This is a genomic window from Variovorax sp. UMC13 (assembly GCF_014170375.1).
In the GTDB taxonomy this organism is placed as follows: Bacteria; Pseudomonadota; Gammaproteobacteria; order Burkholderiales; family Burkholderiaceae_C; genus Variovorax.
Genome location: NZ_LZZW01000031.1, coordinates 104421 through 128032 on the forward strand (window position 1 = coordinate 104421; position 23612 = coordinate 128032).

General features: G+C 68.4%; 26 protein-coding genes and 1 tRNA gene. 9 read left to right on the top strand and 18 right to left on the bottom strand.

The window, feature by feature from the left end; genetic code table 11:
* Position 1 precedes the first annotated feature (1 nt).
* A complete protein-coding gene (aceE, locus tag A9977_RS25485; RefSeq protein ID WP_183027589.1) occupies positions 2–2731 on the bottom strand; it encodes a pyruvate dehydrogenase (acetyl-transferring), homodimeric type in 2730 nt (909 codons plus the stop codon).
* Positions 2732–2942: 211 nt separating this feature from the next.
* Between aceE and A9977_RS25490 the strand changes: the two genes are divergently transcribed.
* From A9977_RS25490 to A9977_RS25510, 5 genes are all read left to right on the top strand, one after another.
* On the top strand, positions 2943–5483 hold the full coding sequence (locus A9977_RS25490) for a PAS domain S-box protein (RefSeq protein ID WP_183027590.1): 2541 nt from the start codon (positions 2943–2945) through the stop codon (positions 5481–5483).
* Positions 5480–6115 (top strand): response regulator transcription factor, encoded by a 636-nt coding sequence (locus A9977_RS25495; protein ID WP_183027591.1) that lies wholly within the window; start codon positions 5480–5482, stop codon positions 6113–6115. Before A9977_RS25490 ends, A9977_RS25495 begins: the two co-directional genes overlap by 4 nt.
* Positions 6116–6192: 77 nt before the next feature.
* Positions 6193–7044: a bifunctional methylenetetrahydrofolate dehydrogenase/methenyltetrahydrofolate cyclohydrolase FolD gene (folD, locus tag A9977_RS25500; RefSeq protein WP_183027592.1), complete on the top strand. Its 852-nt coding sequence runs from the start codon at positions 6193–6195 to the stop codon at positions 7042–7044.
* Between the two features lie 26 nt (positions 7045–7070).
* Positions 7071–9125 (top strand): M3 family metallopeptidase, encoded by a 2055-nt coding sequence (locus tag A9977_RS25505; RefSeq protein ID WP_405054705.1) that lies wholly within the window; start codon positions 7071–7073, stop codon positions 9123–9125.
* Positions 9126–9195: 70 nt separating this feature from the next.
* On the top strand, positions 9196–9825 hold the full coding sequence (locus tag A9977_RS25510; protein ID WP_183027594.1) for a glutaredoxin family protein: 630 nt from the start codon (positions 9196–9198) through the stop codon (positions 9823–9825).
* Here the strand turns inward: A9977_RS25510 and rpiA are convergent.
* Positions 9822–10511, bottom strand: a complete 690-nt coding sequence (rpiA, locus tag A9977_RS25515) for a ribose-5-phosphate isomerase RpiA (RefSeq protein WP_183027595.1) — start codon at positions 10509–10511, stop codon at positions 9822–9824. The genes A9977_RS25510 and rpiA overlap by 4 nt on opposite strands.
* A gap of 40 nt (positions 10512–10551) precedes the next feature.
* Here rpiA and A9977_RS25520 point away from each other — a divergent pair, with 40 nt between their 5' ends.
* The gene (locus A9977_RS25520; protein ID WP_183027596.1) at positions 10552–11622 is read left to right on the top strand and encodes a quinone-dependent dihydroorotate dehydrogenase; all 1071 of its coding nucleotides are present in this window, start codon (positions 10552–10554) and stop codon (positions 11620–11622) included.
* Here the strand turns inward: A9977_RS25520 and A9977_RS25525 are convergent, their stop codons facing one another.
* The 5 genes from A9977_RS25525 to A9977_RS25545 all read right to left on the bottom strand — a co-directional run bounded on the left by A9977_RS25525 (position 11623) and on the right by A9977_RS25545 (position 14827).
* A complete protein-coding gene (locus A9977_RS25525; protein ID WP_183027597.1) occupies positions 11623–12333 on the bottom strand; it encodes a phage holin family protein in 711 nt (236 codons plus the stop codon). It abuts the gene before it with no gap.
* Positions 12334–12390: 57 nt separating this feature from the next.
* Complete coding sequence (locus A9977_RS25530) at positions 12391–12699, bottom strand: glycine zipper domain-containing protein (RefSeq protein WP_183027598.1); 309 nt, start codon at positions 12697–12699, stop codon at positions 12391–12393.
* Positions 12700–12792: 93 nt separating this feature from the next.
* Positions 12793–13893: an NAD(P)/FAD-dependent oxidoreductase gene (locus A9977_RS25535; RefSeq protein ID WP_183027599.1), complete on the bottom strand. Its 1101-nt coding sequence runs from the start codon at positions 13891–13893 to the stop codon at positions 12793–12795.
* 41 nt (positions 13894–13934) lie between these two features.
* Positions 13935–14141 carry a hypothetical protein gene (locus A9977_RS25540; RefSeq protein WP_183027600.1) on the bottom strand — a complete coding sequence of 69 codons (207 nt, stop codon included), beginning with the start codon at positions 14139–14141 and terminating at the stop codon, positions 13935–13937.
* 116 nt (positions 14142–14257) lie between these two features.
* Complete coding sequence (locus A9977_RS25545) at positions 14258–14827, bottom strand: sensor histidine kinase KdpD (RefSeq protein ID WP_183027601.1); 570 nt, start codon at positions 14825–14827, stop codon at positions 14258–14260.
* A gap of 54 nt (positions 14828–14881) precedes the next feature.
* Here A9977_RS25545 and A9977_RS25550 point away from each other — a divergent pair, with 54 nt between their 5' ends.
* Both A9977_RS25550 and A9977_RS25555 read left to right on the top strand, forming a co-directional pair.
* Positions 14882–15337, top strand: coding sequence for a TolC family protein (locus A9977_RS25550; RefSeq protein ID WP_183027602.1), 456 nt, complete (start codon positions 14882–14884; stop codon positions 15335–15337).
* A gap of 149 nt (positions 15338–15486) precedes the next feature.
* Entirely contained in the window at positions 15487–17586 is a 2100-nt protein-coding gene (locus A9977_RS25555) for a LamG-like jellyroll fold domain-containing protein (RefSeq protein ID WP_259652142.1), read from the top strand.
* A gap of 40 nt (positions 17587–17626) precedes the next feature.
* On the opposite strand, the gene A9977_RS25560 is transcribed toward A9977_RS25555, so the two are convergent.
* The 4 genes from A9977_RS25560 to A9977_RS25575 all read right to left on the bottom strand — a co-directional run bounded on the left by A9977_RS25560 (position 17627) and on the right by A9977_RS25575 (position 18651).
* Positions 17627–17896 (bottom strand): hypothetical protein, encoded by a 270-nt coding sequence (locus tag A9977_RS25560; protein WP_183027604.1) that lies wholly within the window; start codon positions 17894–17896, stop codon positions 17627–17629.
* Position 17897: 1 nt separating this feature from the next.
* Positions 17898–18083 carry a DUF3606 domain-containing protein gene (locus A9977_RS25565; RefSeq protein WP_183027605.1) on the bottom strand — a complete coding sequence of 62 codons (186 nt, stop codon included), beginning with the start codon at positions 18081–18083 and terminating at the stop codon, positions 17898–17900.
* A gap of 115 nt (positions 18084–18198) precedes the next feature.
* Positions 18199–18426, bottom strand: coding sequence for a hypothetical protein (locus A9977_RS25570; RefSeq protein ID WP_183027606.1), 228 nt, complete (start codon positions 18424–18426; stop codon positions 18199–18201).
* Between the two features lie 3 nt (positions 18427–18429).
* The gene (locus A9977_RS25575; protein ID WP_183027607.1) at positions 18430–18651 is read right to left on the bottom strand and encodes a hypothetical protein; all 222 of its coding nucleotides are present in this window, start codon (positions 18649–18651) and stop codon (positions 18430–18432) included.
* A 126-nt stretch (positions 18652–18777) separates the two neighbouring features.
* Between A9977_RS25575 and A9977_RS25580 the strand changes: the two genes are divergently transcribed.
* A complete protein-coding gene (locus A9977_RS25580) occupies positions 18778–18996 on the top strand; it encodes a hypothetical protein (protein ID WP_183027608.1) in 219 nt (72 codons plus the stop codon).
* Positions 18997–19106: 110 nt separating this feature from the next.
* On the opposite strand, the gene A9977_RS25585 is transcribed toward A9977_RS25580, so the two are convergent.
* The 7 genes from A9977_RS25585 to iscU form a co-directional block, all read right to left on the bottom strand.
* Positions 19107–19181 (bottom strand) — tRNA-Val (locus A9977_RS25585).
* Positions 19182–19231: 50 nt separating this feature from the next.
* A complete protein-coding gene (gene dnaQ / locus A9977_RS25590; RefSeq protein WP_183027609.1) occupies positions 19232–19960 on the bottom strand; it encodes a DNA polymerase III subunit epsilon in 729 nt (242 codons plus the stop codon).
* 14 nt (positions 19961–19974) lie between these two features.
* On the bottom strand, positions 19975–20313 hold the full coding sequence (gene fdx, locus A9977_RS25595) for an ISC system 2Fe-2S type ferredoxin (RefSeq protein WP_183027610.1): 339 nt from the start codon (positions 20311–20313) through the stop codon (positions 19975–19977).
* Between the two features lie 6 nt (positions 20314–20319).
* The gene (hscA, locus tag A9977_RS25600; RefSeq protein WP_183027611.1) at positions 20320–22185 is read right to left on the bottom strand and encodes a Fe-S protein assembly chaperone HscA; all 1866 of its coding nucleotides are present in this window, start codon (positions 22183–22185) and stop codon (positions 20320–20322) included.
* 4 nt (positions 22186–22189) lie between these two features.
* Positions 22190–22708, bottom strand: a complete 519-nt coding sequence (gene hscB, locus A9977_RS25605; RefSeq protein WP_183027612.1) for a Fe-S protein assembly co-chaperone HscB — start codon at positions 22706–22708, stop codon at positions 22190–22192.
* Positions 22709–22848: 140 nt separating this feature from the next.
* Complete coding sequence (gene iscA, locus A9977_RS25610; protein WP_183027613.1) at positions 22849–23172, bottom strand: iron-sulfur cluster assembly protein IscA; 324 nt, start codon at positions 23170–23172, stop codon at positions 22849–22851.
* A 1-nt stretch (position 23173) separates the two neighbouring features.
* Complete coding sequence (iscU, locus tag A9977_RS25615) at positions 23174–23590, bottom strand: Fe-S cluster assembly scaffold IscU (RefSeq protein ID WP_183027614.1); 417 nt, start codon at positions 23588–23590, stop codon at positions 23174–23176.
* Positions 23591–23612: the final 22 nt, after the last annotated feature.

Sequence of the window (23612 nt, forward strand, 5' to 3'; positions counted from 1 at the left end):
TTTACGCGTAGAGCGGGTTGGCCTTGTCGGCATCGATGCCGTACTTCTTGATCGCCTCGGCGACCTTGGTCGCGGGCAGCACGCCGTCCTCGGCCAGGGCCTTGAGCGCAGCCACCACGATGAAGTGGCGGTTGATCTCGAAGTGCTCGCGCAGCTTGCTGCGGAAGTCGCTGCGGCCGAAGCCGTCGGTGCCCAACACCTTGTAGGTCCGGCTCTTCGGGATGAAGGGGCGGATCTGCTCGGCATAGGCCTTCATGTAGTCGGTCGATGCCACCACCGGGCCGGTGCTCGCGGCCAGCTGCTGGCCCACGAAGGACACGCGCTGTTCCTCGGTCGGGTGCAGCAGGTTCCAGCGCTCGGCGTCCTGGCCGTCGCGCGTGAGTTCGTTGAAGCTCGGGCAGCTCCAGACGCCCGCGCTCACACCCCAGTCCTTCTCCAGCAGTTCCTGTGCCGCGAAGCTCTCGCGCAGGATGGTGCCGCTGCCCAGCAGCTGCACGCTCGGCGCTTCCTTGCTGCCCTTGGCGGGCTTCACGACCGGCGCCTGCTTGCTCAGGTACATGCCCTTGAGGATCTGCTCCTCGGTGCCGGGCTGCAGGCCGGGCATCGCGTAGTTCTCGTTGAGCAGCGTCAGGTAGTAGTAGACGTTGTCCTGCTTCTCGACCATGCGCTTCAGGCCATGGTGCAGGATCACACCGACTTCGTGCGCGAAGGTCGGGTCGTAGCTCACGCAGTTCGGAATTGTGTTGGCCAGGATGTGGCTGTGACCGTCTTCGTGCTGCAGGCCTTCACCGTTGAGCGTGGTGCGCCCCGAGGTGCCGCCCAGCAGGAAGCCGCGGGCCTGCATGTCGCCGGCCGCCCAGGCCAGGTCGCCGATGCGCTGGAAGCCGAACATCGAGTAGTAGACGTAGAACGGCACCATGATGCGGTTGTTCGTCGAGTACGAGGTGGCGGCCGCGATCCAGCTCGACATGCCGCCGGCCTCGTTGATGCCTTCCTGCAGGATCTGGCCGGCCTTGTCTTCCTTGTAGTACATGACCTGGTCCTTGTCGACCGGGGTGTACTGCTGACCGTGCGGGTTGTAGATGCCGATCTGGCGGAACAGACCTTCCATGCCGAAGGTCCGGGCTTCGTCGACCAGGATCGGCACCACGCGCGGGCCCAGCGCCTGGTCGCGCAGCAGCTGCGTGAGGAAGCGCACGTAGGCTTGCGTGGTCGAGATCTCGCGGCCCTCGGCCGTGGGCTCGAGCACGGCCTTGAAGGTTTCGAGCGCGGGCACGGTGAAGCTCTCGTCGGCCTTCACGCGGCGGTGCGGCAGGTAGCCGCCCAGCGCCTTGCGGCGCTCGTGCAGGTACTGCATTTCCGGCGTGTCGTCGGCCGGCTTGTAGAAGGGGATCTCGGCCAGCTGGCTGTCCGGGATCGGGATGTTGAAGCGGTCGCGGAAGAGCTTGATGTCCTCGTCCGCCAGCTTCTTGGTCTGGTGGACGTTGTTCTTGCCTTCGCCGATCTTGCCCATGCCGAAGCCCTTGACGGTCTTCACCAGCAGCACCGTGGGCTGGCCCTTGTGCTTGACGGCCGAGTCGAAGGCCGCGAAGACCTTCTGCGCATCGTGGCCGCCGCGGCGCAGCTGCCAGATGTCGTCGTCGCTCATCTTGCTGACCATCTCCAGCGTGCGCGGGTCACGGCCGAAGAAGTTCTTGCGCACGTAGGCGCCGTCGTTGGCCTTGAACGACTGGTAATCGCCGTCGTTCGTTTCCATCATCAGCTTGCGCAGCGCGCCGTCCTTGTCGCGCGCCAGCAGGGGGTCCCAGTTGGAACCCCAGATCAGCTTGAGCACGTTCCAGCCGGCACCGCGGAATTCGCTTTCCAGTTCCTGGATGATCTTGCCGTTGCCGCGCACCGGGCCGTCGAGGCGCTGCAGGTTGCAGTTGATGACGAAGATCAGGTTGTCGAGGTTCTCGCGCGCGGCCAGGCCGATGGCGCCCAGCGACTCGACCTCGTCCATCTCGCCGTCGCCGCAGAACACCCAGACCTTGCGGTTCTCGGTGTTGGCGATGCCGCGGGCATGCAGGTACTTGAGGAAGCGCGCCTGGTAGATCGCCATCAGCGGGCCCAGGCCCATCGACACGGTCGGGAACTGCCAGAACTCGGGCATCAGCTTGGGATGCGGGTAGCTCGACAGGCCCTTGCCGTCGACTTCCTGGCGGAAGTTCAGCAACTGCTCTTCGCTCAGCCGGCCCTCGAGGAAGGCGCGCGCGTAGATGCCGGGCGACACGTGGCCCTGGATGTAGAGGCAGTCGCCGCCATGGCCTTCGCTCTCGGCGCGCCAGAAGTGGTTGAAGCCGGCGCCGAACATGGTCGCGAGCGAGGCGAAGGAGCCGATGTGGCCGCCCAGGTCGCCGCCGTCGGCCGGGTGCAGGCGGTTGGCCTTGACCACCATCGCCATCGCGTTCCAGCGCATGTAGGAGCGCAGGCGCTCCTCGATCTCGGCATTGCCCGGCGAGCGCTCTTCCTGGTCGGTCTCGAGCGTGTTGACGTAGGCGGTGTTGGCCGAGAAGGGCTTGTCGATGCTGTTCTGCCGCGCATGCTCGAGCAGCTGTTCGAGCAGGAAGTGCGCCCGTTCGGGGCCCTCGCTCTGGATGACGGCGGACAGCGCGTCCATCCATTCACGGGTTTCCTGCGCATCCGCGTCGTTCGCGGCCGAGCCGAATGCTCTCTCGGGGGTTGCCGACATGCTTGTCTCCTTGTGGGCGTGGCTGTGGATCTGAAACTGGGCGGAAATGTCGCACAGAACAGGTCAAATTTCAAATGGTGTTTTGTCTTTTCTTAATGTGAAATAACTTGTGTTCACGGGGATCGCGCCGGGCGGCACGCCGCTGTCAGTCTGAACGCTTTTGATGAACCCACCGCATCGCTCTCACTAGGGGTTCCCCTACACTCGAGAGATGCCTTTCTTCAGTCCGCTCGCCGCCGCTCGCAGCGCCGTCAAATCGTCGCCCCTTTCCTGGTGGCGGCGTTGGTGGAAGCGCCAGACGCCGGTGCTGCAGGACACCGTGGCGATGCTCGCCCCCCTGGCGGCCGTGATGCTGTTCCTCGCGGCCATCGTCTGTGCCTTCTGGTACCTGCGCGCCGAGGAGATCGAGCGCGAGCAGGAATCGGTCAAGCGCGACGTCGAGTACGCCCAGCAGCGCCTGCGGCTGCGCCTGCTCGAACGCCAGGAACAGCTGATGCGCATCGCGCGCGATGCCTCGAACCGCGAGATCGACGCGGCCGAATTCACCAGCCGCGCCGAGTCCCTGATCAGCCAGTATCCCGAGTTGCAGGCCATCAGCTGGATCGATGACCGCCGGCGCTTCAAGGCCAATTACGCGGCCCCCGGCGTGCCACCGGCCCAGCAGCATGCGCTGGAAGAAGTGCTGCGGCCGGGCGACATCGAAAGCAACTACGCGCTGGCCCGCGAACTGCGCCAGCCGGTGTTCTCGCAACCGGTGGCCGGTGGCGAGCCGCCCGGCATGCTGCAGCTGCATATCCCCCTGTTCGACCAGGGCTTGTTCGCCGGCATGGTGCTGGGCGAGTTCTCGGTTGACAGCCTGCTGCGCTACGGCGTGCCGCCGGAGGTCAGCGCGCGCTACGCGGTGGCGCTGCTCGACGCCAAGGGCGGGCTGCTGGCCGGCAACACGGTCAACCCGCGCGAGGCCGGCACCCGGCTGCTGCCCTGGATCGAGCACACCAACGACTACGAAGTGCCGGTCTCGCCCATCGGCAACGCCATGATGCTGCGCGCCCAGGCCTACCGGACCTCGCCCGGCCTGGTGGGCAACGGCCTGTTCTGGCTGGTGGGCGCGCTCAGCGTGCTCACGGCCTGGATGCTGATCGGCACCTGGCGCCACACGCGCAAGCGGCTGCAGGCGCAGCAGGCGCTGGTCGCCGAAACCAATTTCCGGCGCGCGATGGAGAACTCCATGCTGACCGGCATGCGCGTGCTCGACCTCGAAGGCCGCATCACCTACGTCAACGCCGCCTTCTGCGCCATGACCGGCTGGAGCGAGACCGAACTGGTCGGCCAGACGCCCCCCTTCCCCTACTGGCTGGAGTCCGACCGCGAGGTGATGAACGAGCGGCTCGAGGAAGAGCTGCACGGCCGCGCCCTGCCCGGCGGCTTCCAGGTGCGGGTCAAGCGCAAGAACAGCAGCATCTTCAACGCCCGGCTCTACGTCTCGCCGCTGATCGACGCGCGCGGCCACCAGACCGGCTGGATGACCTCGATGACCGACATCACCGAGCCCACCCGCATCCGCGAGCAGCTGTCGGCCTCCTACGAGCGCTTCACCACGGTGCTCGAGGCGCTGGATGCGGCCGTGTCGGTGGCGCCGATCGGGAGCGAGGAGCTGCTGTTCGCCAACAAGCTCTACCGGCTCTGGTTCGGTTCCGACACCGTGGGCCACCTGGGCATGGTGGCGCAGGCCGGCGTGCCGGCCTCGGCAGCGCACGACGAGGAGCTGGACGACGTCGACCCCTTCGCCGGCCTGCCCATCGACACGCTCACCACGGCCCAGCCCGCCAACAACGAGATCTTCGTGCCCGAGCTGGGCAAGTGGCTCGAGGTGCGCTCGCGCTACCTGACCTGGGTCGACGGCCGCCTGGCGCAGCTGGTGATCGCCACCGACATCACGCCCCGGCGCGACGCCGAGGAGCAGGCGGCGGCACAGGCCGATCGCGCGCATGCGTCGAGCCGGCTGATCACCATGGGCGAGATGGCCTCGAGCGTCGCGCACGAGCTCAACCAGCCGCTGACCGCGATCACCAACTACTGCAACGGCATGATGTCGCGCATCAAGGGGCAGTCGATTGACAACGACGCGCTGCTGGCGGCGCTCGAGAAGACCGCCAAGCAGGCCCAGCGCGCGGGCCAGATCATCCAGCGCATCCGCTCCTTCGTGAAGCGCAGCGAGCCCAACCGCACGCCGGCCGAGGTCGCCACCATGGTGAGCGAAGCGGTCGAGCTCGCGGGCATCGAGCTGCGCCGGCGCAACGTGCGGCTCAACCACTACGTGGCGGCCCGGCTGCCGATCGTGCGGGTCGACCCGATCCTGATCGAGCAGGTGATGGTCAACCTGCTGAAGAACGCGGCCGAATCGATCGACCTGGCCCAGCGCCCGCTGGCGCGCCGCAGCGTCGAATTGCGGGTGCTGCCCAAGGTCATCGACGGCCAGAACACCATCGAATTCTCGGTCCAGGACACCGGCATGGGCCTGGCGCCCGAGGTCATGGACCGCCTCTACGAGGCCTTCTTCTCCACCAAGCCCGAGGGCATGGGCATCGGCCTGAACCTGTGCCGCACCATCGTCGAGTCGCATCGCGGCCGGATGCAGGCGGAGAACATCTACAATGGTCCGGACGTGGTCGGATGCCGTTTTTCCTTCTGGATTCCGGTGATGGACGCTAGCAGTTCCGTAGCAAACGACGAGGCAAAGGTACCCGCATGAGTTTGATTCCGAAGAAGGGCACGGTCTATGTCGTCGATGATGACGAAGCCGTGCGTGACTCGCTGCAATGGTTGCTCGAAGGCAAGGACTACCGAGTCCGCTGCTTCGACTCCGCAGAGTCATTCCTGTCCCGCTACGACCCACGCGAGGTGGCCTGCCTGATCGTGGACATCCGCATGGGCGGCATGTCGGGCATCGAGCTGCAGGACCGCCTGATCGAACGGCGCTCGCCGCTGCCGATCATGGTCATCACCGGCCACGGCGACGTGCCGATGGCGGTCGACTCGATGAAGAAGGGCGCGATGGATTTCATCCAGAAGCCCTTCAACGAAGACGAGCTGGTCTCGCTGGTCGAACGCATGCTCGAGCATGCGCGCGGCGCCTTCGCCCAGCACCAGCAGTCGGCCAGCCGCGACGCGCTGCTGTCCAAGCTCACCGGCCGCGAGGCCCAGGTGCTCGAGCGCATCGTCGCCGGCCGGCTGAACAAGCAGATCGCCGACGACCTCGGCATCAGCATCAAGACGGTCGAGGCGCACCGCGCCAACATCATGGAAAAACTCAACGCCAACACCGTGGCCGACCTGCTGAAGATCGCGCTCGGCCAGGCCCAGCCCACCGCCAAGGCTTCCTGATCGCTATCGGCGAGATAGCCACAAAGTCCCCCGACGCCTGCGCAAGCGGGCGTTTCTACTTGGAAAATCAAATCACGATGACTGCCCAACTGATCGACGGCAACGCCCTCTCCCGCACCCTGCGCACCGAGGTCGCCGCGCGCGCCGCGGCCCTCAAGGCCCGTGGCGTGACGCCCGGCCTGGCCGTGGTCCTGGTCGGCGAGAACCCGGCCAGCCAGGTCTATGTGCGCAACAAGATCAAGGCCTGCGAAGACAACGGCCTGCACTCGGTGCTCGAGAAGTACCCGGCCGAACTGAGCGAGGCCGAGCTGCTCACGCGCATCGACGCGCTCAACGACGACCCGGCCATCCACGGCATCCTGGTGCAGCTGCCGCTGCCCAAGCACATCGACGCGCAGAAGGTGATCGAGGCCATCTCGCCCGAGAAGGACGTCGACGGCTTCCACGTCGCCAGCGCTGGCGCGCTCATGACCGGCGCCCCGGGCTTCTGGCCCTGCACGCCCTACGGCTGCATGAAGATGCTCGAATCCATCGGCTACGACCTGCGCGGCAAGCACGCGGTGGTCATCGGCCGCAGCAACATCGTCGGCAAGCCGATGGCCCTGATGCTGCTGGCCAAGAACGCGACCGTGACCATCTGCCACAGCGCCACGCCCGACCTCGGCGCCATGACCCGCCAGGCCGACGTGATCGTCGCGGCCGTGGGCAAGCGCAACGTGCTGACCGCCGACATGGTCAAGCCGGGCGCGGTGGTGATCGACGTGGGCATGAACCGCAACGACGAAGGCAAGCTCTGCGGCGACGTCGATTTCGACGGCGTGCGCGAGGTCGCGGGCTTCATCACTCCGGTGCCTGGCGGGGTCGGCCCCATGACCATCACCATGCTGCTCGTCAACACCTTAGAAGCCGCTGAACGCAGCGCCCACTGACTTGAACTTGCGGCGCCCGGCGCCAGATGCTCTCCATGACCAATCCGCTCCTCGACTTCACCGATCTCCCGTTGTTCGACCAGATCCGGCCGGCCCATGTCGCGCCCGCGGTCGACGCCCTGCTGGCCGACGCCGAGACCGCGCTGCAGACCGTCACCGCCGCCGGCTTCCCGGCCGACTGGCTGGCGATCTCGAAGGTGCTCGACGTGTCGTCGGAGCGCTTCAGCCGGGCCTGGGGCGCGATCGGCCATCTGAACGCGGTGGCCGACACGCCCGAGCTGCGCGCCGCCTACAACGAGGCCATGCCGCGCGTCACGGCCTTCTGGACCCGGCTGGGTTCCGATGAGCGCCTCTACGCCAAGTACAAGGCCATCGACACCGCCACGCTCAACGCCGAGCAGAAGCAGGCCCATCGCAACGCGGTGCGCAACTTCGTGCTGGGCGGTGCCGAGCTGCAGGGCGCGGCCAAGGAGCGCTTCGCCGCGATCCAGGAACGCCAGGCCGAGCTGAGCCAGAAGTTCAGCGAGAACGCGCTCGACGCGACCGACGCCTTCGCCTACTACGCCGAAGCCAGCGAGCTCGACGGCCTGCCCGAGGACGTGATCGCGGCCGCCCGCGCGGGCGCCGAAGCCGACAGCAAGCCCGGCTACAAACTCACGCTCAAGATGCCCTGCTACCTGCCGGTCATGCAGTTCGCGAAAAGCAGCGCGCTGCGCGAGACGCTCTACCGCGCCTACGTGACCCGCGCCAGCGAACTCGGCGACCCGGCCTTCGACAACACCGCGCTGATCACCGAGATCCTGGCGCTGCGCGAGGAAGAGGCCAAGCTGCTGGGCTACCGCAACTACGGCGAGCTGTCGGTGGTGCCCAAGATGGCCGACACGCCCGAACAGGTGGTGAAGTTCCTGCGCGACCTGGGCGCGCGCGCCAAGCCCTTCGGCGAACGCGACCTGGCCGACCTGCGGGTGTTCGCCGCCACCCTGGGCCTGGCCGATCCGCAGCCCTGGGACTGGACCTTCGTGGGCGAGAAGCTCAAGGAAGCGCGCTACGCCTTCAGCGAACTGGAGGTCAAGCAGTACTTCCCGGCGCCCAAGGTGATGGCCGGCCTGTTCAAGATCGTCGAGACGCTGTTCGAGGTCTCGATCCGCCGCGACGCCGCGCCGGTCTGGCACCCGACCGTCGAGTTCTACCGCATCGAGCGCGACGGCCAGCGGGTCGGCCAGTTCTACCTCGACCCCTCGGCCCGTGCCGGCAAGCGCGGCGGCGCCTGGATGGACGACGTGCGCGCCCGCTGGCTGCGCCCTGACACCGGCGTGCTGCAGACGCCCGTGGCGCAGCTGGTGTGCAACTTCGCCGAGGGCGTCGACGGCAAGCCGCCGCTGCTCACGCACGACGACGTGACCACGCTGTTCCACGAATTCGGCCACGGGCTGCACCACATGCTCACGCAGGTCAACGAGCGCGACGTGTCGGGCATCAGCGGCGTCGAGTGGGACGCGGTCGAGCTGCCGAGCCAGTTCATGGAGAACTTCTGCTGGGAATGGGACGTGCTCGCGCACATGACGGCCCATGTCGACACCGGCGAGCCGCTGCCGCGCGCGCTGTTCGACAAGATGACCGCCGCGAAGAACTTCCAGAGCGGCATGCAGACGCTGCGCCAGATCGAGTTCTCGCTGTTCGACATGCTGCTGCACACCGAGTACCAGGCCGCCACCGCCCCGCCGGGCGCGGTGATGGCGCTGCTGGGCAAGGTGCGCGCCGAGGTGGCGGTGATGCCCTCGCCGCCCTTCAGCCGCACGCCCAACACCTTCAGCCACATCTTCTCGGGCGGCTATGCGGCCGGCTACTACAGCTACAAGTGGGCCGAGGTGCTGAGCGCCGACGCCTACGCGGCCTTCGAGGAGACCGCGGGCGCCAGCGGCGAGCCCAACATCGAGACCGGCCGGCGCTACCGCCAGGCCATCCTCGAGGCCGGCGGCAGCCGCAGCGCGATGGAGTCCTTCAAGGCCTTCCGCGGCCGCGAACCGCAGCTCGACGCGCTGCTGCGCCACCAGGGCATGGCCGAGCCCCAGCCGGCCTGAAGCAGGGATTGCGCGCGCCACGCGGCCTGAGATACTCCGGCTTTCGATCCCCGAGCCCGGAGCCTTTTTCATGCACCGCAACGCGCGCCTCCTCCTTCTGCTGCTGGCCGTCGCCGCCACCGCGGCATCGGCCCAGCAGGTCTACCGCCAGGTGGACAAGAACGGCAAGGTCGTCTTCTCCGACCAGCCGCCGGCGGCCGATGCGCGCCCCGCTGCACCGCGCGCCGGTGCGGGGTCCAACGAGAGCGGCTCGGCCGCCCTGCCCTACGAATTGCAGCAGGTGGTGCAGCGCTATCCGATCACGCTCTATACCGGCGACAACTGCGCGCCCTGCGACACCGGCCGCTCGCTGCTCACGACGCGCGGCGTGCCCTTCGCCGAACGGCAGGTCAAGACCAACGAGGATGGCGATGCACTGCAGCGCCTGAGCGGGCAGAACTCGCTGCCGCTGCTGACCATCGGTTCGCAGCAGCTGCGGGGCTTCTCGGACGGCGAGTGGTCGCAGTACCTGGACGCGGCCGGCTACCCGAAGAGCATCCGCCTGCCCACCGGCTACCGCAATGCACCACCCCAGCCCATGGTGGCGCTGCGGCCGGCACCGGTGAGCGCGCCGCCCGCAACGCAGGCGGCACCGCCGGCAGCGCCGGTCGCGCCCGCGGCAGGCCCGACGCCGTCGAACCCGGCCGGCATCCGTTTCTAGTCGTAGCGCAGGGTTTCCACGCCCGCGGGCGTGCCCAGCAGGCACACGTTGGCGCGCTGGTGCGCGAACACGCCCACCGTCACCACGCCGGGCCACTGGCTCACTTCGGTCTCGAAGCCCAGCGGGTCGGTGATCTTCAGGCCGCTCACGTCGACGATGTGCTGGCCGTTGTCAGTCACCAGCGCCACGCCGTCCTTCTCGCGCACCTGCGCCACGCCGCCCAGCCGCTCGAACTGCCGCATGATCCGGCGCGCCGCCATCGGCACCACCTCGACCGGCAGCGGGAAGGCGCCCAGCACATGCACGCGCTTGGAAGCGTCGGCGATGCAGACGAAGGAGCGCGACTGGGCCGCGATGATCTTCTCGCGCGTGAGCGCCGCGCCGCCGCCCTTGATCATGAAGCCGCGGCCGTCGATCTCGTCGGCGCCGTCGATGTAGACCGACAGCTCTTCCACCGCATTGCTGTCGAACACCTCAATGCCCAGCGCGCGCAGGCGTTCGGTCGAGGCGACCGAGCTCGACACCGCGCCACGGATGCGGTCCTTGATCGTGGCCAGCGCCTCGATGAACTTGTTGACCGTGGAGCCGGTGCCGACCCCGACGATCTCGCCCTCCACCACATACGCGAGCGCGGCGCGGGCCACCTGGGCCTTGAGTTCATCCTGGGTCAAAGAGGGTGCGGTCATCGGGGACAATCCTGGAGCTAACGAAGCCGAGAATTATCCAATGCCCCTGCCGCTGCTTTCGTCCCTTTACGGACTCGCCCGCCCCGTCCTCTTCGGCCTCGACCCGGAACACGCCCACGAACTCACGCTCGACAGCCTCGCGCGGACCCAGAACACCCCGCTGGCCTGCGCCTACGCGTCGCGGCGGGTGGACGATCCGGTCACGCTGGCCGGGCTGCATTTCCCCAACCGCGTCGGGCTGGCCGCGGGCCTGGACAAGAACGCCCGCTGCATCGACGCCTTCGCGGCCATGGGCTTCGGCTTCGTCGAGGTCGGCACCGTCACGCCCAAGGCCCAGCCGGGCAATCCCAAGCCGCGCATGTTCCGCCTGCCCCAGCGCGACGCGCTGATCAACCGGCTCGGCTTCAACAACGAGGGGCTGGACGTGTTCCTGGCCAACGTGCAGCGCGCGCGCTTCCGCCAGGGTGGTGCCAAGGCGGCACCGATGCTGCTGGGCCTCAACATCGGCAAGAACGCCGCCACGCCGATCGAGCGGGCCACCGACGACTACCTGATCGGCCTGGCGGGCGTCTACCCGCATGCCGACTACGTGACGATCAACATCTCCAGCCCCAACACCGCCAACCTGCGTTCGCTGCAGAGCGACGAGGCGCTCGATGCGCTGCTGGGCGCGCTGGTGGCACGCCGCGCCGAACTGGCGCAGCAGCATGGCCGCCGGGTGCCGATGTTCCTCAAGATCGCACCCGATCTCGACGATGCGCAGGTCACGGTGATCGCCGCGACGCTCCAACGCCACGGCGTGGACGGCGTGATCGCCAGCAACACCACGCTGTCGCGCGCGGCGGTGGCGGGCCTGCCGCATGCCGAGGAAGCCGGCGGCCTGTCGGGCGCGCCGGTGCGCGAGGCCAGCAACCGCGTGATCGCTCAGCTGCGCGCCGCGCTGGGCACGGGCTATCCGATCATCGGGGTGGGCGGCGTCCTCCACGGTGCCGATGCCCAGGCCAAGCTGGCGGCCGGCGCCGACGTGGTGCAGGTCTACACCGGCCTGATCTACCGCGGACCGGCGCTGGTCCGCGAGGTGGCGCAGGCCTTGAAGGCCCGCGCCGCCTGATCAGCGCATCCGCCAGAGCACCGGGGCCACGAAGGCGGCCCAGCGCAATAGCCGGCGCGGCTTGACGACCGCCACCACGGCGGCGGCCGCGACGCCCGCGGCCACGGGATGGGCGCGCAGCAGGCGCATGGCGGTCTCGCTGGGGGTTTCGTCGGGCGGCGGCGGTGCCGCCTGGGCCGTGGCCGCATCTTCGCTCGCAGCCTGAAGCACCGCGATGCGCTGGCGCTGGCGAGCGATGCGCGCGAGCAGTTCCTCGCGGGTTGCCGGGCGCGTCGGACGCGGCGTGCCTTCGGGCTGGCCCTGGTTGCCGATGCCCAGCCGGTCCTGCACCCAGGCCCAGTCGCGTTCGAATTCCTGCCGGCTCGGTGCGAAAGCGCCGCTGGCGCCGCGCAGCGTCGACAGCAGGCCGATCAGCGACACGGCCCACAGGGCGATCCACACGCCCGCCACCGACCAGGCGGCGGTCGCGCGGTGCGGCGTGTCCCAGAAGTGCACCACCACGGCCACCGACAGCAGGGCCACGGCGACGGTCGTCAACCCGAGCACCGCGATGACCAGCAGCAGCATGCGCTGCAGCCGGTCCTTCTCGTCGTCCCACGCCATGCGCAGGAGCTGGGTGCGGTCCTCGATCGCCATCGCGCTTTCGCCCGCGGCGATCTTGAGGCGGCGGATGCGCGCATCCAGTCCCAGCAGTGACAGCAACTTGTTCATTCGATCCTCCCGGTCACGCGCGCGGCGGCGCGGCTCTCCTCAGATGCGCGGATGCGCTCAGCGACGGCCCAGCAGCAGGCCCACGAGCACACCCACGGCCAGCGCGCCGGCGGCGATCTGCCAGGGTTCGTCGTGGGCGTAGGCGTTGGCCGTGCTGGCGGCGTCCTTGGCCTTCTTGGCGGCGATCTTGCTCTTCTCGGCCGCGAGCTCGCGCGCGATGGCCAGCTTGGCCTCAACGCGTTGGCGCAGCGCCTTGATCTGCGGATTCGACTCTAGGTCCTTGCCACCCAGCACGCCCTTGACGTCGTTGGCGATGTCTTCGACGACGGCGTTGGCTGCGGCTTCGAGGTTGTTGGATGCACTCATTGAAATCTTCCTCCGTGGGTGGACTGCCGGCAAAGGCGCCGGCGACTGGACGCCGGCACAAACGGCGCGGCATTCCATGGTACAGGTTGACGATCATTGCGCCAGCAGTTCAACCACATGTCGTCCGATGGCTAAGCTGCTCGTCAGCCCCGGCGACTCGATGCCGAACAGGTTGACCAGGCCGGGCACGCCGTGGCGCGCCGGCCCGTCGATCACGAAGTCGCGCGCGGCCTCCCCAGGCCCCGAGATCTTGGGCCGGATGCCTGCATAGCCGGGGATCAGCGCGCCGTCGGGCAGGGCCGGCCAATAGCGCCGCACTTCGGCATAGAAGGCATCGCCGCGCCGCGCATCGACCACCAGGTCATCCGCCGATTCCACCCATTGCACGTCGGGCCCGAACTTGGCCTGGCCGCCCAGGTCCAGCGTCAGGTGCACGCCCAGGCCCGCGGCCTCGGGCACGGGGTAGATCAGGCGGCCGAAAGGCGCGCGGCCAGCCAGCGTGAAGTAGTTGCCCTTGGCGAACCAGGCGCCCGGCACGGTCTCGGGCGGCAGGCCCTCGAAGCCGCGCGCCAGGCCGGGCGCGGACAGGCCCGCGGCGTTGACCACGCTGGCGCAGCGCAGCACGGTGCCGTCCTCGGTGTGCAGCACGATGCCCTGCGGCGTGCACTCCGCATGGCGCACCGCGGACTTGAGCGCCACCACGCCGCCGGCGTTCTCCAGGTCGCCCTGCAGGCTCAGCATCAGCGCGTGGCTGTCGACGATGCCGGTGCTGGGCGAATGCACCGCCGCCAGGCATTCGAGGGCCGGTTCCAAGGTGCGGGCCTCGTCGCGCGCGAGCATGACAAGGTCGTCGACGCCGTTGGCGCGGCCCTTGGCGACGATGGCTTCGAGTTGCCCGACCTGGGCCTCGGACGTCGCCACGATCAGCTTGCCGCAGCGGCGGTGCGGCACACCGCGTTCGGCCGCATAGGCATAGAGCGCCTCTTTGCCCTCGACGCAGAGCCGGGCCTTCAACGAGCCTTGGGGATAGTAGATGCCGGCATGGATCACCTCGCTGTTGCGCGAACTGGTGCCGGTGCCGATGGCCCCCTCGGCCTCCAGCACGATGACCTCGCGGCCCGCCAACGCCAGGGCCCGCGCGACGGCCAGCCCCACCACACCCGCGCCGATCACGGCGCAATCGAATTCGTCCATGCCGCGAGCTTAGCGCGGCAACCGACGGGTTGAGCGACGCCTCAGAGGATCCAGGCGCGCGTGCGGCCCAGCGTCCAGCGAAAGCAGGCCGCGCTCATGAACTGGCGGTGCGCCTGCAGGTGCAGCGAGAGGCGGACCGGGAAGCGCGAGACACTGCCTTCGTCCGGTTCGACCGGGAGATCCGCGGGCTCGGGCGTGTCGGGCAGATCGGGCGTGATGGGCGGGGGAAGGTCGGGACTGGTGGCCATGATGGATTCCTTGGTTCAGGCCTTCCTTCTACGAGCCTGCCCCTGGCCGCGCGCCAGCCCAGGCCCGCACTCGCCGTCGGTGCGGACCGACAGGGCCCGACGCGGCGGGCAAGGCCTCAGCCGGTCGCGGCCTCGGCCGCCGGGAAGCGGATCGTCACGCTGGCCCCGCCCGCCTCGCTGTCGCCCAGCTGGACCTCGGCCCCGTGCAGCACGGCGATCTCGCGCACGATGGCCAGCCCCAGGCCAGTGCCCTCCCCGCTCGGCTCCGGGCCGCGCACGAAGCGCTCGAACATCGCCGCGCGCTGTTCCGCCGGCACGCCCGGCCCCGAGTCGGCCACGCCGAGCGAGGGCGGCGAGCGCCTGATCGCGATCAGCACGCTGCCGCCGGCCGGCGTGCAGCGGATGGCGTTGTCGATCAGGTTGCCCAGCGCCTCGCCCAGCAGGTCGGGCTCGCCGCGCACGCACACGGGCGTGTCGCCCGCCACCAGCTCCAGTTCGATCTGTTTTTCCAGCGCCGCATCGAGGTAGGTCTCGCCGACCTCGCGCGCCAGCGCGCCCAGGTCGACCGGCACCAGCGCCAGGTCGCTGCGGCCCTCGAGGTCCAGCCGCCCCATCGACAGCAGCTGCTGCACCAGCCGCGCGGTGCGCTGCGTGGTGGCGCCCAGTTCGTTCACTACCGCGCGCATCGAGGCCGTGTCCGGCGCCTCGGCCGCCCGCGCCACCCGAGGCGCAGGCCGGTGATGTTCTGGAACAGCGGCCGCTTCTTCGACCTGGCGCTGGGCATCACCCAGCCGCTGTTCGACGGCGGCACGCTGCGGCACAAGGAGCGCGCGGCCATCGAGCAGCAGCGCCAGGCCGCGGCCCAGTACCGCGCGACGGTCATCGTGGCCTTCCAGAACGTGGCCGACACGCTGCATGCGATCGAGGCCGATGCCGCGGCGCTCACCGCCGCCGCTGCGGTCAACGACACCGCAAAGACCGCGCTCGACCTGACGCGGCGCCAGCACGGCCTCGGCTACCTCGACCGGCTCGCGCTGATCGCGGCCGAGCAGAACCACCGGCAGGGCCAGCTGGGCCTGCTGCAGGCGCGGGCCGCGCGGCTGGCCGACAGCGCCTTGCTGTTCCAGGCGCTGGGCGGCGGCTGGTGGCATCGCGACGCGGCGGCGCTGGCCGCGAACGCGGTGGACGCGAACTGAGCAAGGCGCCGGCCCGCGCGGCCGGCGCTAGCAGGTCCGTGTGTCACATCGTCTCGCTATGCGCAGCGCGCGCAAGGTCATCGCCGCGCTGTCATCCAGCCTCCCTAGGCTTGGCTGCTCCTCTTCATGCATTCACTGGAGCAGCATCCTTGTCTTCCGATTCCTCGTCCCGCAGCCCCCTCCTCCATCGCCGCAGCCTGTTGAAGGCCGGCTCCCTGGTGCCCACGCTCGGCGCGGCCTCGCTGCTCGCCGCCTGCGGCGGTGGCAGCGACTCGGGGGCGGGCACGCCGCCGCCCGGCGGCGGCAATCCGTCCAACCCGCCACCGAATCCCGGTGAACCGGTGGTCGACACGCGGGTCTCGAGCTTCGGGCTGGCGGTGCTGCCCGACACGCAGTTCTATGCGCGCTACGCGAGCGCGGAAACGGGCAACCAGTTCGACAAGCGCTTCGGCAGCACGCCCTTCCTCGCGCAGACCCAGTGGCTGGCCGACAACGCGGCCGCGCTCAAGATCCCCTTCGTGATCCACGTGGGCGACATCGTCGACCAGGTCGGCAAGCCGCAGCAATGGGAGATCGCCGACAAGGCCATGCAGGCGCTGGAGACGAAGAAGCTGTCCTACTCGATCCTGGCCGGCAACCACGACGTGCTGCAGGACATCGGCTTCGAGAACGGCCAGTCGGTGGGCACCGATGCGCAGCGCGACCTCGCGAAGGAGCCCTACCTGCAATGGTTCGGCACCGAGCGCGCGAAGAAGCAGAGCACCTTCGGCGGCCGCGACCCGAGCGGCTTCCACGAGTACCACGTCTTCACGGCCGAGGGCCAGCAGTTCCTGGTGCTCTCGCTCTCGTGGCGCGTGTCGGACAACGGCATCGTCTGGGCCCGCCGCGTGCTCAAGGACAACCCGACGCTGCCCGCGATCCTGGTCAACCACCAGCTGATCGCGATCGCGCCCGACGGCGTGAAGCCGCTCGAAGTGGACTACGGCCTGATGCTGTGGGAAAAGCTGATCCGCGACAACGACCAGATTTTCATGACGGTCAACGGCCACCACCACGGCTCGGCGCACCTGACCAAGACCAACGACTTCGGCAACGCGGTCGAGGAGATGGTGGTGGACTACCAGATGGCCTACCAGGGCGGCAACGGCCTGATGCGCTTCTACGAATTCGACCTCACGGCCAAGGAGATCCGCGCCCTGTCCTTCTCGCCCTGGGTACGGCAGAAGCCGGCGGCCACGCTCAACGAGTTCGACCACGTGATGCTGCGCGACGCCAACAACGAGTTCACCATCCAGATGGACTTCGCCAAGCGCTTCGCCCGCTTCGCGCCCAACTTCAAGCCGGCCGCGCCGAGCGCCACGCCGCGCACGCTGGCCGCCACGTCGCTGATGCTCGATGGCTTCAATGCCATCGAGACCCCGCCAGCCAAGCCCGCGGCGAATGCGGAAGACTATCCGCACATCGCCGAGACCCTGGCCCACTGGCGCTTCTTCGGCGGCACCGTGGGCGCGGCGCTCAACGACCGCGAGGTCATCGCCGACGCCTCGGGCAAGGGTGCGAAGCTGACGCGCGGCGCGCTCAACGCACCGGCGGGCAACACCGCCCAGCTCGCCGACCTGCGCTGGAGCAGCGACCGCCATCGCCTGTCGTCGGCACCCGGCAGCGTGCAGTTCAGCAACGCCGAGAGCGCGCGCCTGAGCTACTTCATGACCGATGCCGCCGCCGCGCTGAACAGCGAGACCTTCGAGGCCACGGGCTACACGATCGAGGCCTTCATCAAGCTCGACAAGAACTGGACCGACAAGAACGCCTGGATGAACATCATGACGCGCGGCGGCTGGAACCGGAACTTCCCCGGCTTCCAGGGTTGGGACGCCTCGCCGCCGGTGCAGTTCGCGATCTCGAACCTCAAGGAGGTGCAGTTCGAAGTGATCCCGCAGAAGCCCGCGCCGACCTCCTCGCGCGCCAACTGGTCGGGCGAGATCCTGCTCGACAGCTGGCTGCACATCGCGGTGGTCAACGACCCGGTGGCCAAGGAGACCACGATGTACGTGGAAGGCGCGCCGATCCTGCGCAACACGGTCAACACCGTGGGCCTGGCATCGCAGAACCTGCCGTGGGTGGTGGGCGCGGGCTACTACCAGGGCAACGGCCCCGGCGGCGGCTTCCTGGGCGCCATGGGCGAGATCCGCATCGTCGCCAAGCCGCTGCCGCCCGCGCAGTGGCTCACGGCACGCGCGTCGGGCTGATTCCGTTACGCAGGACCGCGAGGCCGCGGGGCCGGCGGTCCTACTTCAGCCCACCGAAGCCGAAGCCGAACGAGGCCCGCTCCGCCGGGCTGTGCCGGACTTCGGGCATGCGGGGGCCAATCTCCAGGTCTTCGATCAGGTCCTGCAGCGCCAGAAGACCGTCGGCCATGGCCTGGGCGTAGCTGCCGCGGGCCTTCTCCGCCTGCGAGAGCTGCGCCCATCCGCAGCCCTGCTCCACCAGCACCCAGACGAATGCGCCGGGCTCCGGCTCTTCCACCGTCACGGCGATGGCACGCAAGGCGCCGGGCATGTCAACGCTCCGGCAGCCCGAGGTAGGTACGGACGTCCGTGACCATCACGCCCGCATAGGCCACGGCCGATCGGAGCTTCGTCTCCGACACGGCCAGGGTCTTCGTCCAGTAGCGCAGCTCGTGGTCTTCGTTGATGTCGATCCGCGCGGCATCTGCCGGCCCGCGGATGTTCTTGTCGTCTGCCATGGCGTTCTCCAGTGAGGGATGACGACGCTGCGGCCGTCCGGGCGCGCAGCAGGCAAGAAAAAGAAGGCAAGGCGCGTCGGACAAGGCCCGCCCATCGCAAGCGCCGGACACGCGCCTAAGGCCGCAGCACCGAACCCTCCAGGTGCGCAGGCGGCGGTATGGCGATGTACCCGCTGTCCTCGACCACCGGCGCGCCCATGCGCCCCAGCACCGCCTCTCCATCGCGCATCGCTTGCACGGAAGTCGAAAATGCCCGGCGGCTTGCCGCGAGCGGCACACCATCGGGGCCGTGCAGCGCCCAGAGCCACCGGTCGTCCGCACGCTGGAATACCTGAATCGTCATGCCTTACTCCTGAGGCGCCGGCCGCACAGGCCCGGCTTCACCATCGATACGCCAGATGGCTGCGCCCACGCCCACCAGTGCGGCCACATCCGACTCATAGGTGTCGCTGTACATGTCCAGGTGGTCGATCACGGCCGCGAGGTTCGCGATGGCCTGCGGCAGCGGCAAGGCACCACCGAGCTTCGCCATCTCTTCGATCCGCACCATCGCTTGCGTCCGGTTCATGGCTGCGAGCGTAGCCCTTCGCAGGGGCCGGACCAAGAGAATCCGGCGGTAACACTGCGAGCCTGTCGGAGATAGTATTTTTATCCCAGATGACTAAACTATCGCTTGAAGTTCAGGAGCCTCCACATGCTCTCGATAGGCCAAAAGGAATCGATCCTTCGCAAGGAGGGCGCCGTTGTTCCCACGTTTCCCAACCGGAACGTCATGGAACGGCCGCGATACAGCAGGCGGGACGAAGGCGGCGGGCGTGGGCAGGAGATCGATCCCCTGTACGAGCAGGCGGTGCGGGAATGGAGAGCCACCGTCGAAGCGCTCTATGCGTCCTGGCTCACCGCACGGCGATGAGCCGATCGCTTCTCCGAAGGCGGCGTCAGAACGAAGCCGCTTCCGTCCTTCCGATGCACCCATGAAAAAAGCCGCTGACCGAATTCAGTCAGCGGCTTTTGCCGTTGTGTTGGTGGGCGGTGGAGGTTTCGAACCTCCGACCCCAGCAGTGTGAATGCTGTGCTCTACCCCTGAGCTAACCGCCCTTGCAGCACCTTCGTGCCACTCAGTGTTTCGCGTCCTGCGAAGCCTCTGATTATGCCACAGAGTTTTGGGACGTCACGTCAATTTGTCGAAAAATCGTTTTTCCCTTGCTCGATTTGTCGAGCTGCGCGAGCAGGTCCTCGTGCGCGCTCAACTCGTGCTCCGCCGCCATCAGCACCGGCGGCACGAAGCTGCTCAGGTCCACCGCCACCACCGTGCCCGTGGTCGGCTCGTTCGAGGCCTCGTCGATCAGCAGCGCGTCCTGGCCGCGCGTGAGGTTGATGTAGACGTCGGCCAGCAGTTGCGCGTCGAGCTTGGCGCCGTGGAAGGTGCGGTTCGAGCGGTCGACGCCGAAACGGTCGCACAGCGCATCGAGCGAGTTGCGCTTGCCGGGGTAGACCAGCTTGGCCATGGCCAGCGTGTCGGTCACCTCGCTCACGAAGGTGCGCAGCGGCGGCAGGCCGACCAACTCGAACTCCTTGTTGAGGAAGCCCACGTCGAAGGCCGCGTTGTGGATGATCAGCTCGGCACCGCGCAGGTACTCGATCACGTCCTGGGCCAGCGTCGCGAACTTGGGCTTGTCGCGCAGGAAGTCGGTCGTGAGCCCGTGCACCTTCAACGCTTCCTCGTGGCTCTCGCGCTCGGGGTTGAAGTAGATGTGCAGGTCGTTGCCGGTGAGCTTGCGGTTGAGCAGCTCGACGCAGCCGAGTTCGATGACGCGGTCGCCGTTCTCGGCGGACAGGCCGGTGGTTTCGGTGTCGAGGACGATCTGGCGTGACATGCGACGACTCTTTCTCAGTGGTTCTCTTTGGCGTGGTTGATCGAGTACTTGGGGATCTCGATCGTCACGTCGGCCTGCGCCAGGATCGCCTGGCAGCTCAGCCGCGACTGCGGCTCCAGGCCCCAGGCGCGGTCGAGCAGGTCATCTTCGATCTCTTCGGAGGCATTGAGCGAGTTGAAGCCCTGGCGCACCACCACATGGCAGGTGGTGCAGGCCGCGCTCATCTCGCAGGCGTGCTCGATGTTGATGTGGTGGTCCAGCAGCGCCTCGCAGATCGAGGTGCCCGCGGGCGCGCTCACTTCGGCGCCGTTCGGGCAGTACTCGGGATGGGGAAGGATCTTGATCGTGGGCATTGTGTTCTAGAGGGATTCGACCTTGCGTCCGGACAGCGCGCGCGCGATGCCCTGGTTCATGCGCTGGGCCGCGAAGGCCTCGGTGCCGTCGGCCAGCGCCTTGGTGGCGGCCTCGACCACGGCCGCCTCGGTGGCGGTGGCCAGCGTGCCGCGCAGTGCGCTCATCAGCGCGTCGATGGCCGCACGCTCGGCCTCGGCCAACAGGTCACCGTCGGCATTGAGCGCGCTCTGCGTGGCGAGCAGCATGCGGTCGGCATCGACCCGCGCCTCGACCAGCGCGCGCGCCTGCATGTCCTGCTGCGCGGTCGAGAAGCTCTCGCGCAGCATGGTCGCGACCTGATCGTCCGACAGCCCGTACGAGGGCTTGACGGCCACGCTGGCCTCGACGCCGCTGCCCTGCTCCTTCGCGCTCACGCTCAGCAGGCCGTCGGCGTCGACGGTGAAGGTCACGCGGATGCGCGCCGCGCCCGCCGCCATGGGCGGGATGCCGCGCAGCGTGAAGCGCGCCAGGCTGCGGCAGTCGGCGACCAGGTCGCGCTCGCCCTGCACCACGTGCAGCGCCAGCGCGGTCTGACCGTCCTGGTAGGTGGTGAAGTCCTGCGCCATCGCGGTGGGGATGGTCTGGTTGCGCGGCACGATGCGCTCGACCAGCCCGCCCATGGTCTCGATGCCCAGCGACAGCGGGATCACGTCGAGCAGCAGCAGGTCGCCGGTGCTGCTGTTGCCGGCCAGCTGGTTGGCCTGGATCGCCGCGCCCAGCGCCACGACCTCGTCGGGGTTCAGGTTGACCAGCGGCTCGCGGCCGAAGAACGCGGCCACCGCGCTGCGCACCTGCGGCATGCGGGTGGAGCCGCCGACCAGCACGATGCCCTGCAGCGCATCGGGCTTGAGCTTGGCATCGCGCAGCGCCTTGCGCACGGCGGCGATGGTGCGATCGGTGAGCGCCTGGGTGGCGGCATCGAACTGCGCGCGGCTCAGCGCGAACACGACCGGCTGGCCCGCTACCTCGGCGCTGAAGGTGGTGGAGGTCGACGCGGTCAGCGCTTCCTTGGCGGCACGCGCGGCCACCAGCAGCGAGGCCTTGTCGGCGTCGCTGCCGACCTGCACCCCGGTTTCGGCACGCACGAAGTCGGCCAGTGCGTGGTCGTAGTCGTCGCCGCCCAGCGCGGAATCGCCGCCGGTGGCGATCACCTCGAACACGCCCTGCGTGAGCCGCAGGATCGAGATGTCGAAGGTGCCGCCGCCCAGGTCGTAGACCGCGTAGACGCCCTCGCTCGCGTTGTCCAGGCCGTAGGCGATGGCGGCGGCCGTGGGTTCGCTGATCAGGCGCAGCACGTTGAGGCCGGCCAGCTGCGCGGCGTCCTTGGTGGCCTGGCGCTGGCCTTCGTCGAAGTAGGCGGGCACGGTGATGACCGCGCCGTAGAGTTCGTCGTCGTCGAAGGTGTCCTGCGCGCGGTAGCGCAGCGTGGCCAGGATCTCGGCGCTGATCTCGACCGGCGACTTCTCGCCCGCGAGCGTCTGCACCGTCACCATGCCGGCGTCGCTGCCGCCGATGCGGTAGGACATGTCCTCACGGTTCGCGATGTCGGCCAGGCCGCGGCCCATGAGCCGCTTGACCGAGGTGATGGTGTTGGCCGGGTCCTGCGCGCGCGCGGCCAGGGCATCGAAGCCGATCTGGCGGCGATCGTTCTGGAGGTAGCGCACGGCCGAGGGCAGCAGCACGCGGCCCTGCTCGTCGGGCAGGCATTCGGCCACGCCGTTGCGCACCGAGGCCACCAGCGAATGCGTGGTGCCAAGGTCGATGCCCACGGCGATGCGGCGCTGGTGCGGATCGGGCGCCTGGCCGGGTTCGGAAATCTGAAGAAGAGCCATGCCGCTATTGTCCCAATTGATCGAATTTGCTTTCGACGTCCTGCCCGAAGCGCTCAATGAACATGAGGGCTCTCACCTGCTGCGCGGCGGCCGGGTAGTCGCCCTTCTCGTCGATCAGCCAGTCGAGCGAGGACAGCGCACGCGCACGGCCGGCTTCGACCTCGGCCTGCAGCGCCTCCAGCGCGGCCACGTCGCCGACCTCGTCCAGCGCCTCGCGCCATTCCATCTGCTGCATCAGGAAGGCCGGCGGCATGGCGGTGTTGTTCTCGGCGTTCAGCGGCGCATCGTGCAGTTCGCAGATGTAGCTGGCCCGGCGGACCGGGTCCTTGAGCCGCTGGTAGGCCTCGTTGATGCGCACCGACCACTGCATGGCCACGCGCTGTGCCGCGGCGCCCTGGGCGGCGAAGCGGTCGGGATGCGCCTCGCGCTGCAGTTCCTTCCAGCGTGCGTCGAGCGCGCCGCGGTCCTGGGCAAAGGTCGCCGGGACGGCGAAGAGTTCGAAGTCGGTGTCGTTGAGGTTCATCGCAAAAAAATGCCGCCGCCAAATGAGGCGGCGGCGTTGTTCATTCCAGAAACACCGCCGAACCGGCTTTGCCGGGCCGCTGGTGTCGCCCCCTTGAGGGGAAGGCGGCTTGCGCGTTGTGAGCCGCTTCGGGGGGTGGACTAGATCCTGAAACTCTCTCCGCAACCGCAGCGATCACGCTCGTTGGGGTTGTTGAACTTGAAGCCCTCGTTGAGGCCTTCGCGCACGAAGTCGAGCTGCGTGCCGTCGATGTAGGCCAGGCTCTTCGGGTCGACCAGCACCTTCACGCCCTGGTCCTCGAAGACCACGTCCTCGGGCGTGAACTCGTCCACGTACTCGAGCTTGTAGGCCAGGCCCGAGCAGCCCGTGGTCTTGACGCCCAGCCGCACGCCCACGCCCTTGCCTCGTTTGCCGAGGTATCGATTGACGTGGCGCGCGGCGGCCTCGGTGAGCGTCACGGCCATGTCAGTGAACCGCTTCGGCAGCAGCCGCAGCGCCGACGGCGTGCTTCTGCTTGTAGTCGTTGACCGCGGCCTTGATCGCGTCTTCGGCCAGGATCGAGCAGTGGATCTTGACCGGCGGCAGCGCCAGCTCTTCGGCGATCTGCGCGTTCTTCAGTGCCGCCGCTTCGTCGAGCGTCTTGCCCTTGACCCATTCGGTCACGAGCGAGGACGAGGCGATGGCCGAGCCGCAACCGTAGGTCTTGAAGCGCGCGTCTTCGATCACGCCGGTTTCGGGATTGACCTTGATCTGCAGCTTCATCACGTCGCCGCAGGCCGGTGCGCCGACCATGCCGGTGCCCACCGAATCGTCGCCCTTTTCGAAGGAGCCGACGTTGCGGGGATTTTCATAGTGGTCGATGACCTTGGAGGAGTAAGCCATGGGGTACCTCTTTTCGGAATGT

Excerpts from the sequence above, each read along its gene's own strand:
- aceE (WP_183027589.1), bottom strand. The coding sequence starts at position 2,731 with ATGTCGGCAACCCCCGAGAGAGCATTCGGCTCGGCCGCGAACGACGCG.
- A9977_RS25490 (WP_183027590.1), top strand. The coding sequence starts at position 2,943 with ATGCCTTTCTTCAGTCCGCTCGCCGCCGCTCGCAGCGCCGTCAAATCG.
- A9977_RS25495 (WP_183027591.1), top strand. The coding sequence starts at position 5,480 with ATGAGTTTGATTCCGAAGAAGGGCACGGTCTATGTCGTCGATGATGAC.
- folD (WP_183027592.1), top strand. The coding sequence starts at position 6,193 with ATGACTGCCCAACTGATCGACGGCAACGCCCTCTCCCGCACCCTGCGC.
- A9977_RS25505 (WP_405054705.1), top strand. The coding sequence starts at position 7,071 with ATGCTCTCCATGACCAATCCGCTCCTCGACTTCACCGATCTCCCGTTG.
- A9977_RS25510 (WP_183027594.1), top strand. The coding sequence starts at position 9,196 with ATGCACCGCAACGCGCGCCTCCTCCTTCTGCTGCTGGCCGTCGCCGCC.
- rpiA (WP_183027595.1), bottom strand. The coding sequence starts at position 10,511 with ATGACCGCACCCTCTTTGACCCAGGATGAACTCAAGGCCCAGGTGGCC.
- A9977_RS25520 (WP_183027596.1), top strand. The coding sequence starts at position 10,552 with ATGCCCCTGCCGCTGCTTTCGTCCCTTTACGGACTCGCCCGCCCCGTC.
- A9977_RS25525 (WP_183027597.1), bottom strand. The coding sequence starts at position 12,333 with ATGAACAAGTTGCTGTCACTGCTGGGACTGGATGCGCGCATCCGCCGC.
- A9977_RS25530 (WP_183027598.1), bottom strand. The coding sequence starts at position 12,699 with ATGAGTGCATCCAACAACCTCGAAGCCGCAGCCAACGCCGTCGTCGAA.
- A9977_RS25535 (WP_183027599.1), bottom strand. The coding sequence starts at position 13,893 with ATGGACGAATTCGATTGCGCCGTGATCGGCGCGGGTGTGGTGGGGCTG.
- A9977_RS25540 (WP_183027600.1), bottom strand. The coding sequence starts at position 14,141 with ATGGCCACCAGTCCCGACCTTCCCCCGCCCATCACGCCCGATCTGCCC.
- A9977_RS25545 (WP_183027601.1), bottom strand. The coding sequence starts at position 14,827 with ATGCGCGCGGTAGTGAACGAACTGGGCGCCACCACGCAGCGCACCGCG.
- A9977_RS25550 (WP_183027602.1), top strand. The coding sequence starts at position 14,882 with ATGTTCTGGAACAGCGGCCGCTTCTTCGACCTGGCGCTGGGCATCACC.
- A9977_RS25560 (WP_183027604.1), bottom strand. The coding sequence starts at position 17,896 with ATGCCCGGCGCCTTGCGTGCCATCGCCGTGACGGTGGAAGAGCCGGAG.
- A9977_RS25565 (WP_183027605.1), bottom strand. The coding sequence starts at position 18,083 with ATGGCAGACGACAAGAACATCCGCGGGCCGGCAGATGCCGCGCGGATC.
- A9977_RS25570 (WP_183027606.1), bottom strand. The coding sequence starts at position 18,426 with ATGACGATTCAGGTATTCCAGCGTGCGGACGACCGGTGGCTCTGGGCG.
- A9977_RS25575 (WP_183027607.1), bottom strand. The coding sequence starts at position 18,651 with ATGAACCGGACGCAAGCGATGGTGCGGATCGAAGAGATGGCGAAGCTC.
- A9977_RS25580 (WP_183027608.1), top strand. The coding sequence starts at position 18,778 with ATGCTCTCGATAGGCCAAAAGGAATCGATCCTTCGCAAGGAGGGCGCC.
- dnaQ (WP_183027609.1), bottom strand. The coding sequence starts at position 19,960 with ATGTCACGCCAGATCGTCCTCGACACCGAAACCACCGGCCTGTCCGCC.
- fdx (WP_183027610.1), bottom strand. The coding sequence starts at position 20,313 with ATGCCCACGATCAAGATCCTTCCCCATCCCGAGTACTGCCCGAACGGC.
- hscA (WP_183027611.1), bottom strand. The coding sequence starts at position 22,185 with ATGGCTCTTCTTCAGATTTCCGAACCCGGCCAGGCGCCCGATCCGCAC.
- hscB (WP_183027612.1), bottom strand. The coding sequence starts at position 22,708 with ATGAACCTCAACGACACCGACTTCGAACTCTTCGCCGTCCCGGCGACC.
- iscA (WP_183027613.1), bottom strand. The coding sequence starts at position 23,172 with ATGGCCGTGACGCTCACCGAGGCCGCCGCGCGCCACGTCAATCGATAC.
- iscU (WP_183027614.1), bottom strand. The coding sequence starts at position 23,590 with ATGGCTTACTCCTCCAAGGTCATCGACCACTATGAAAATCCCCGCAAC.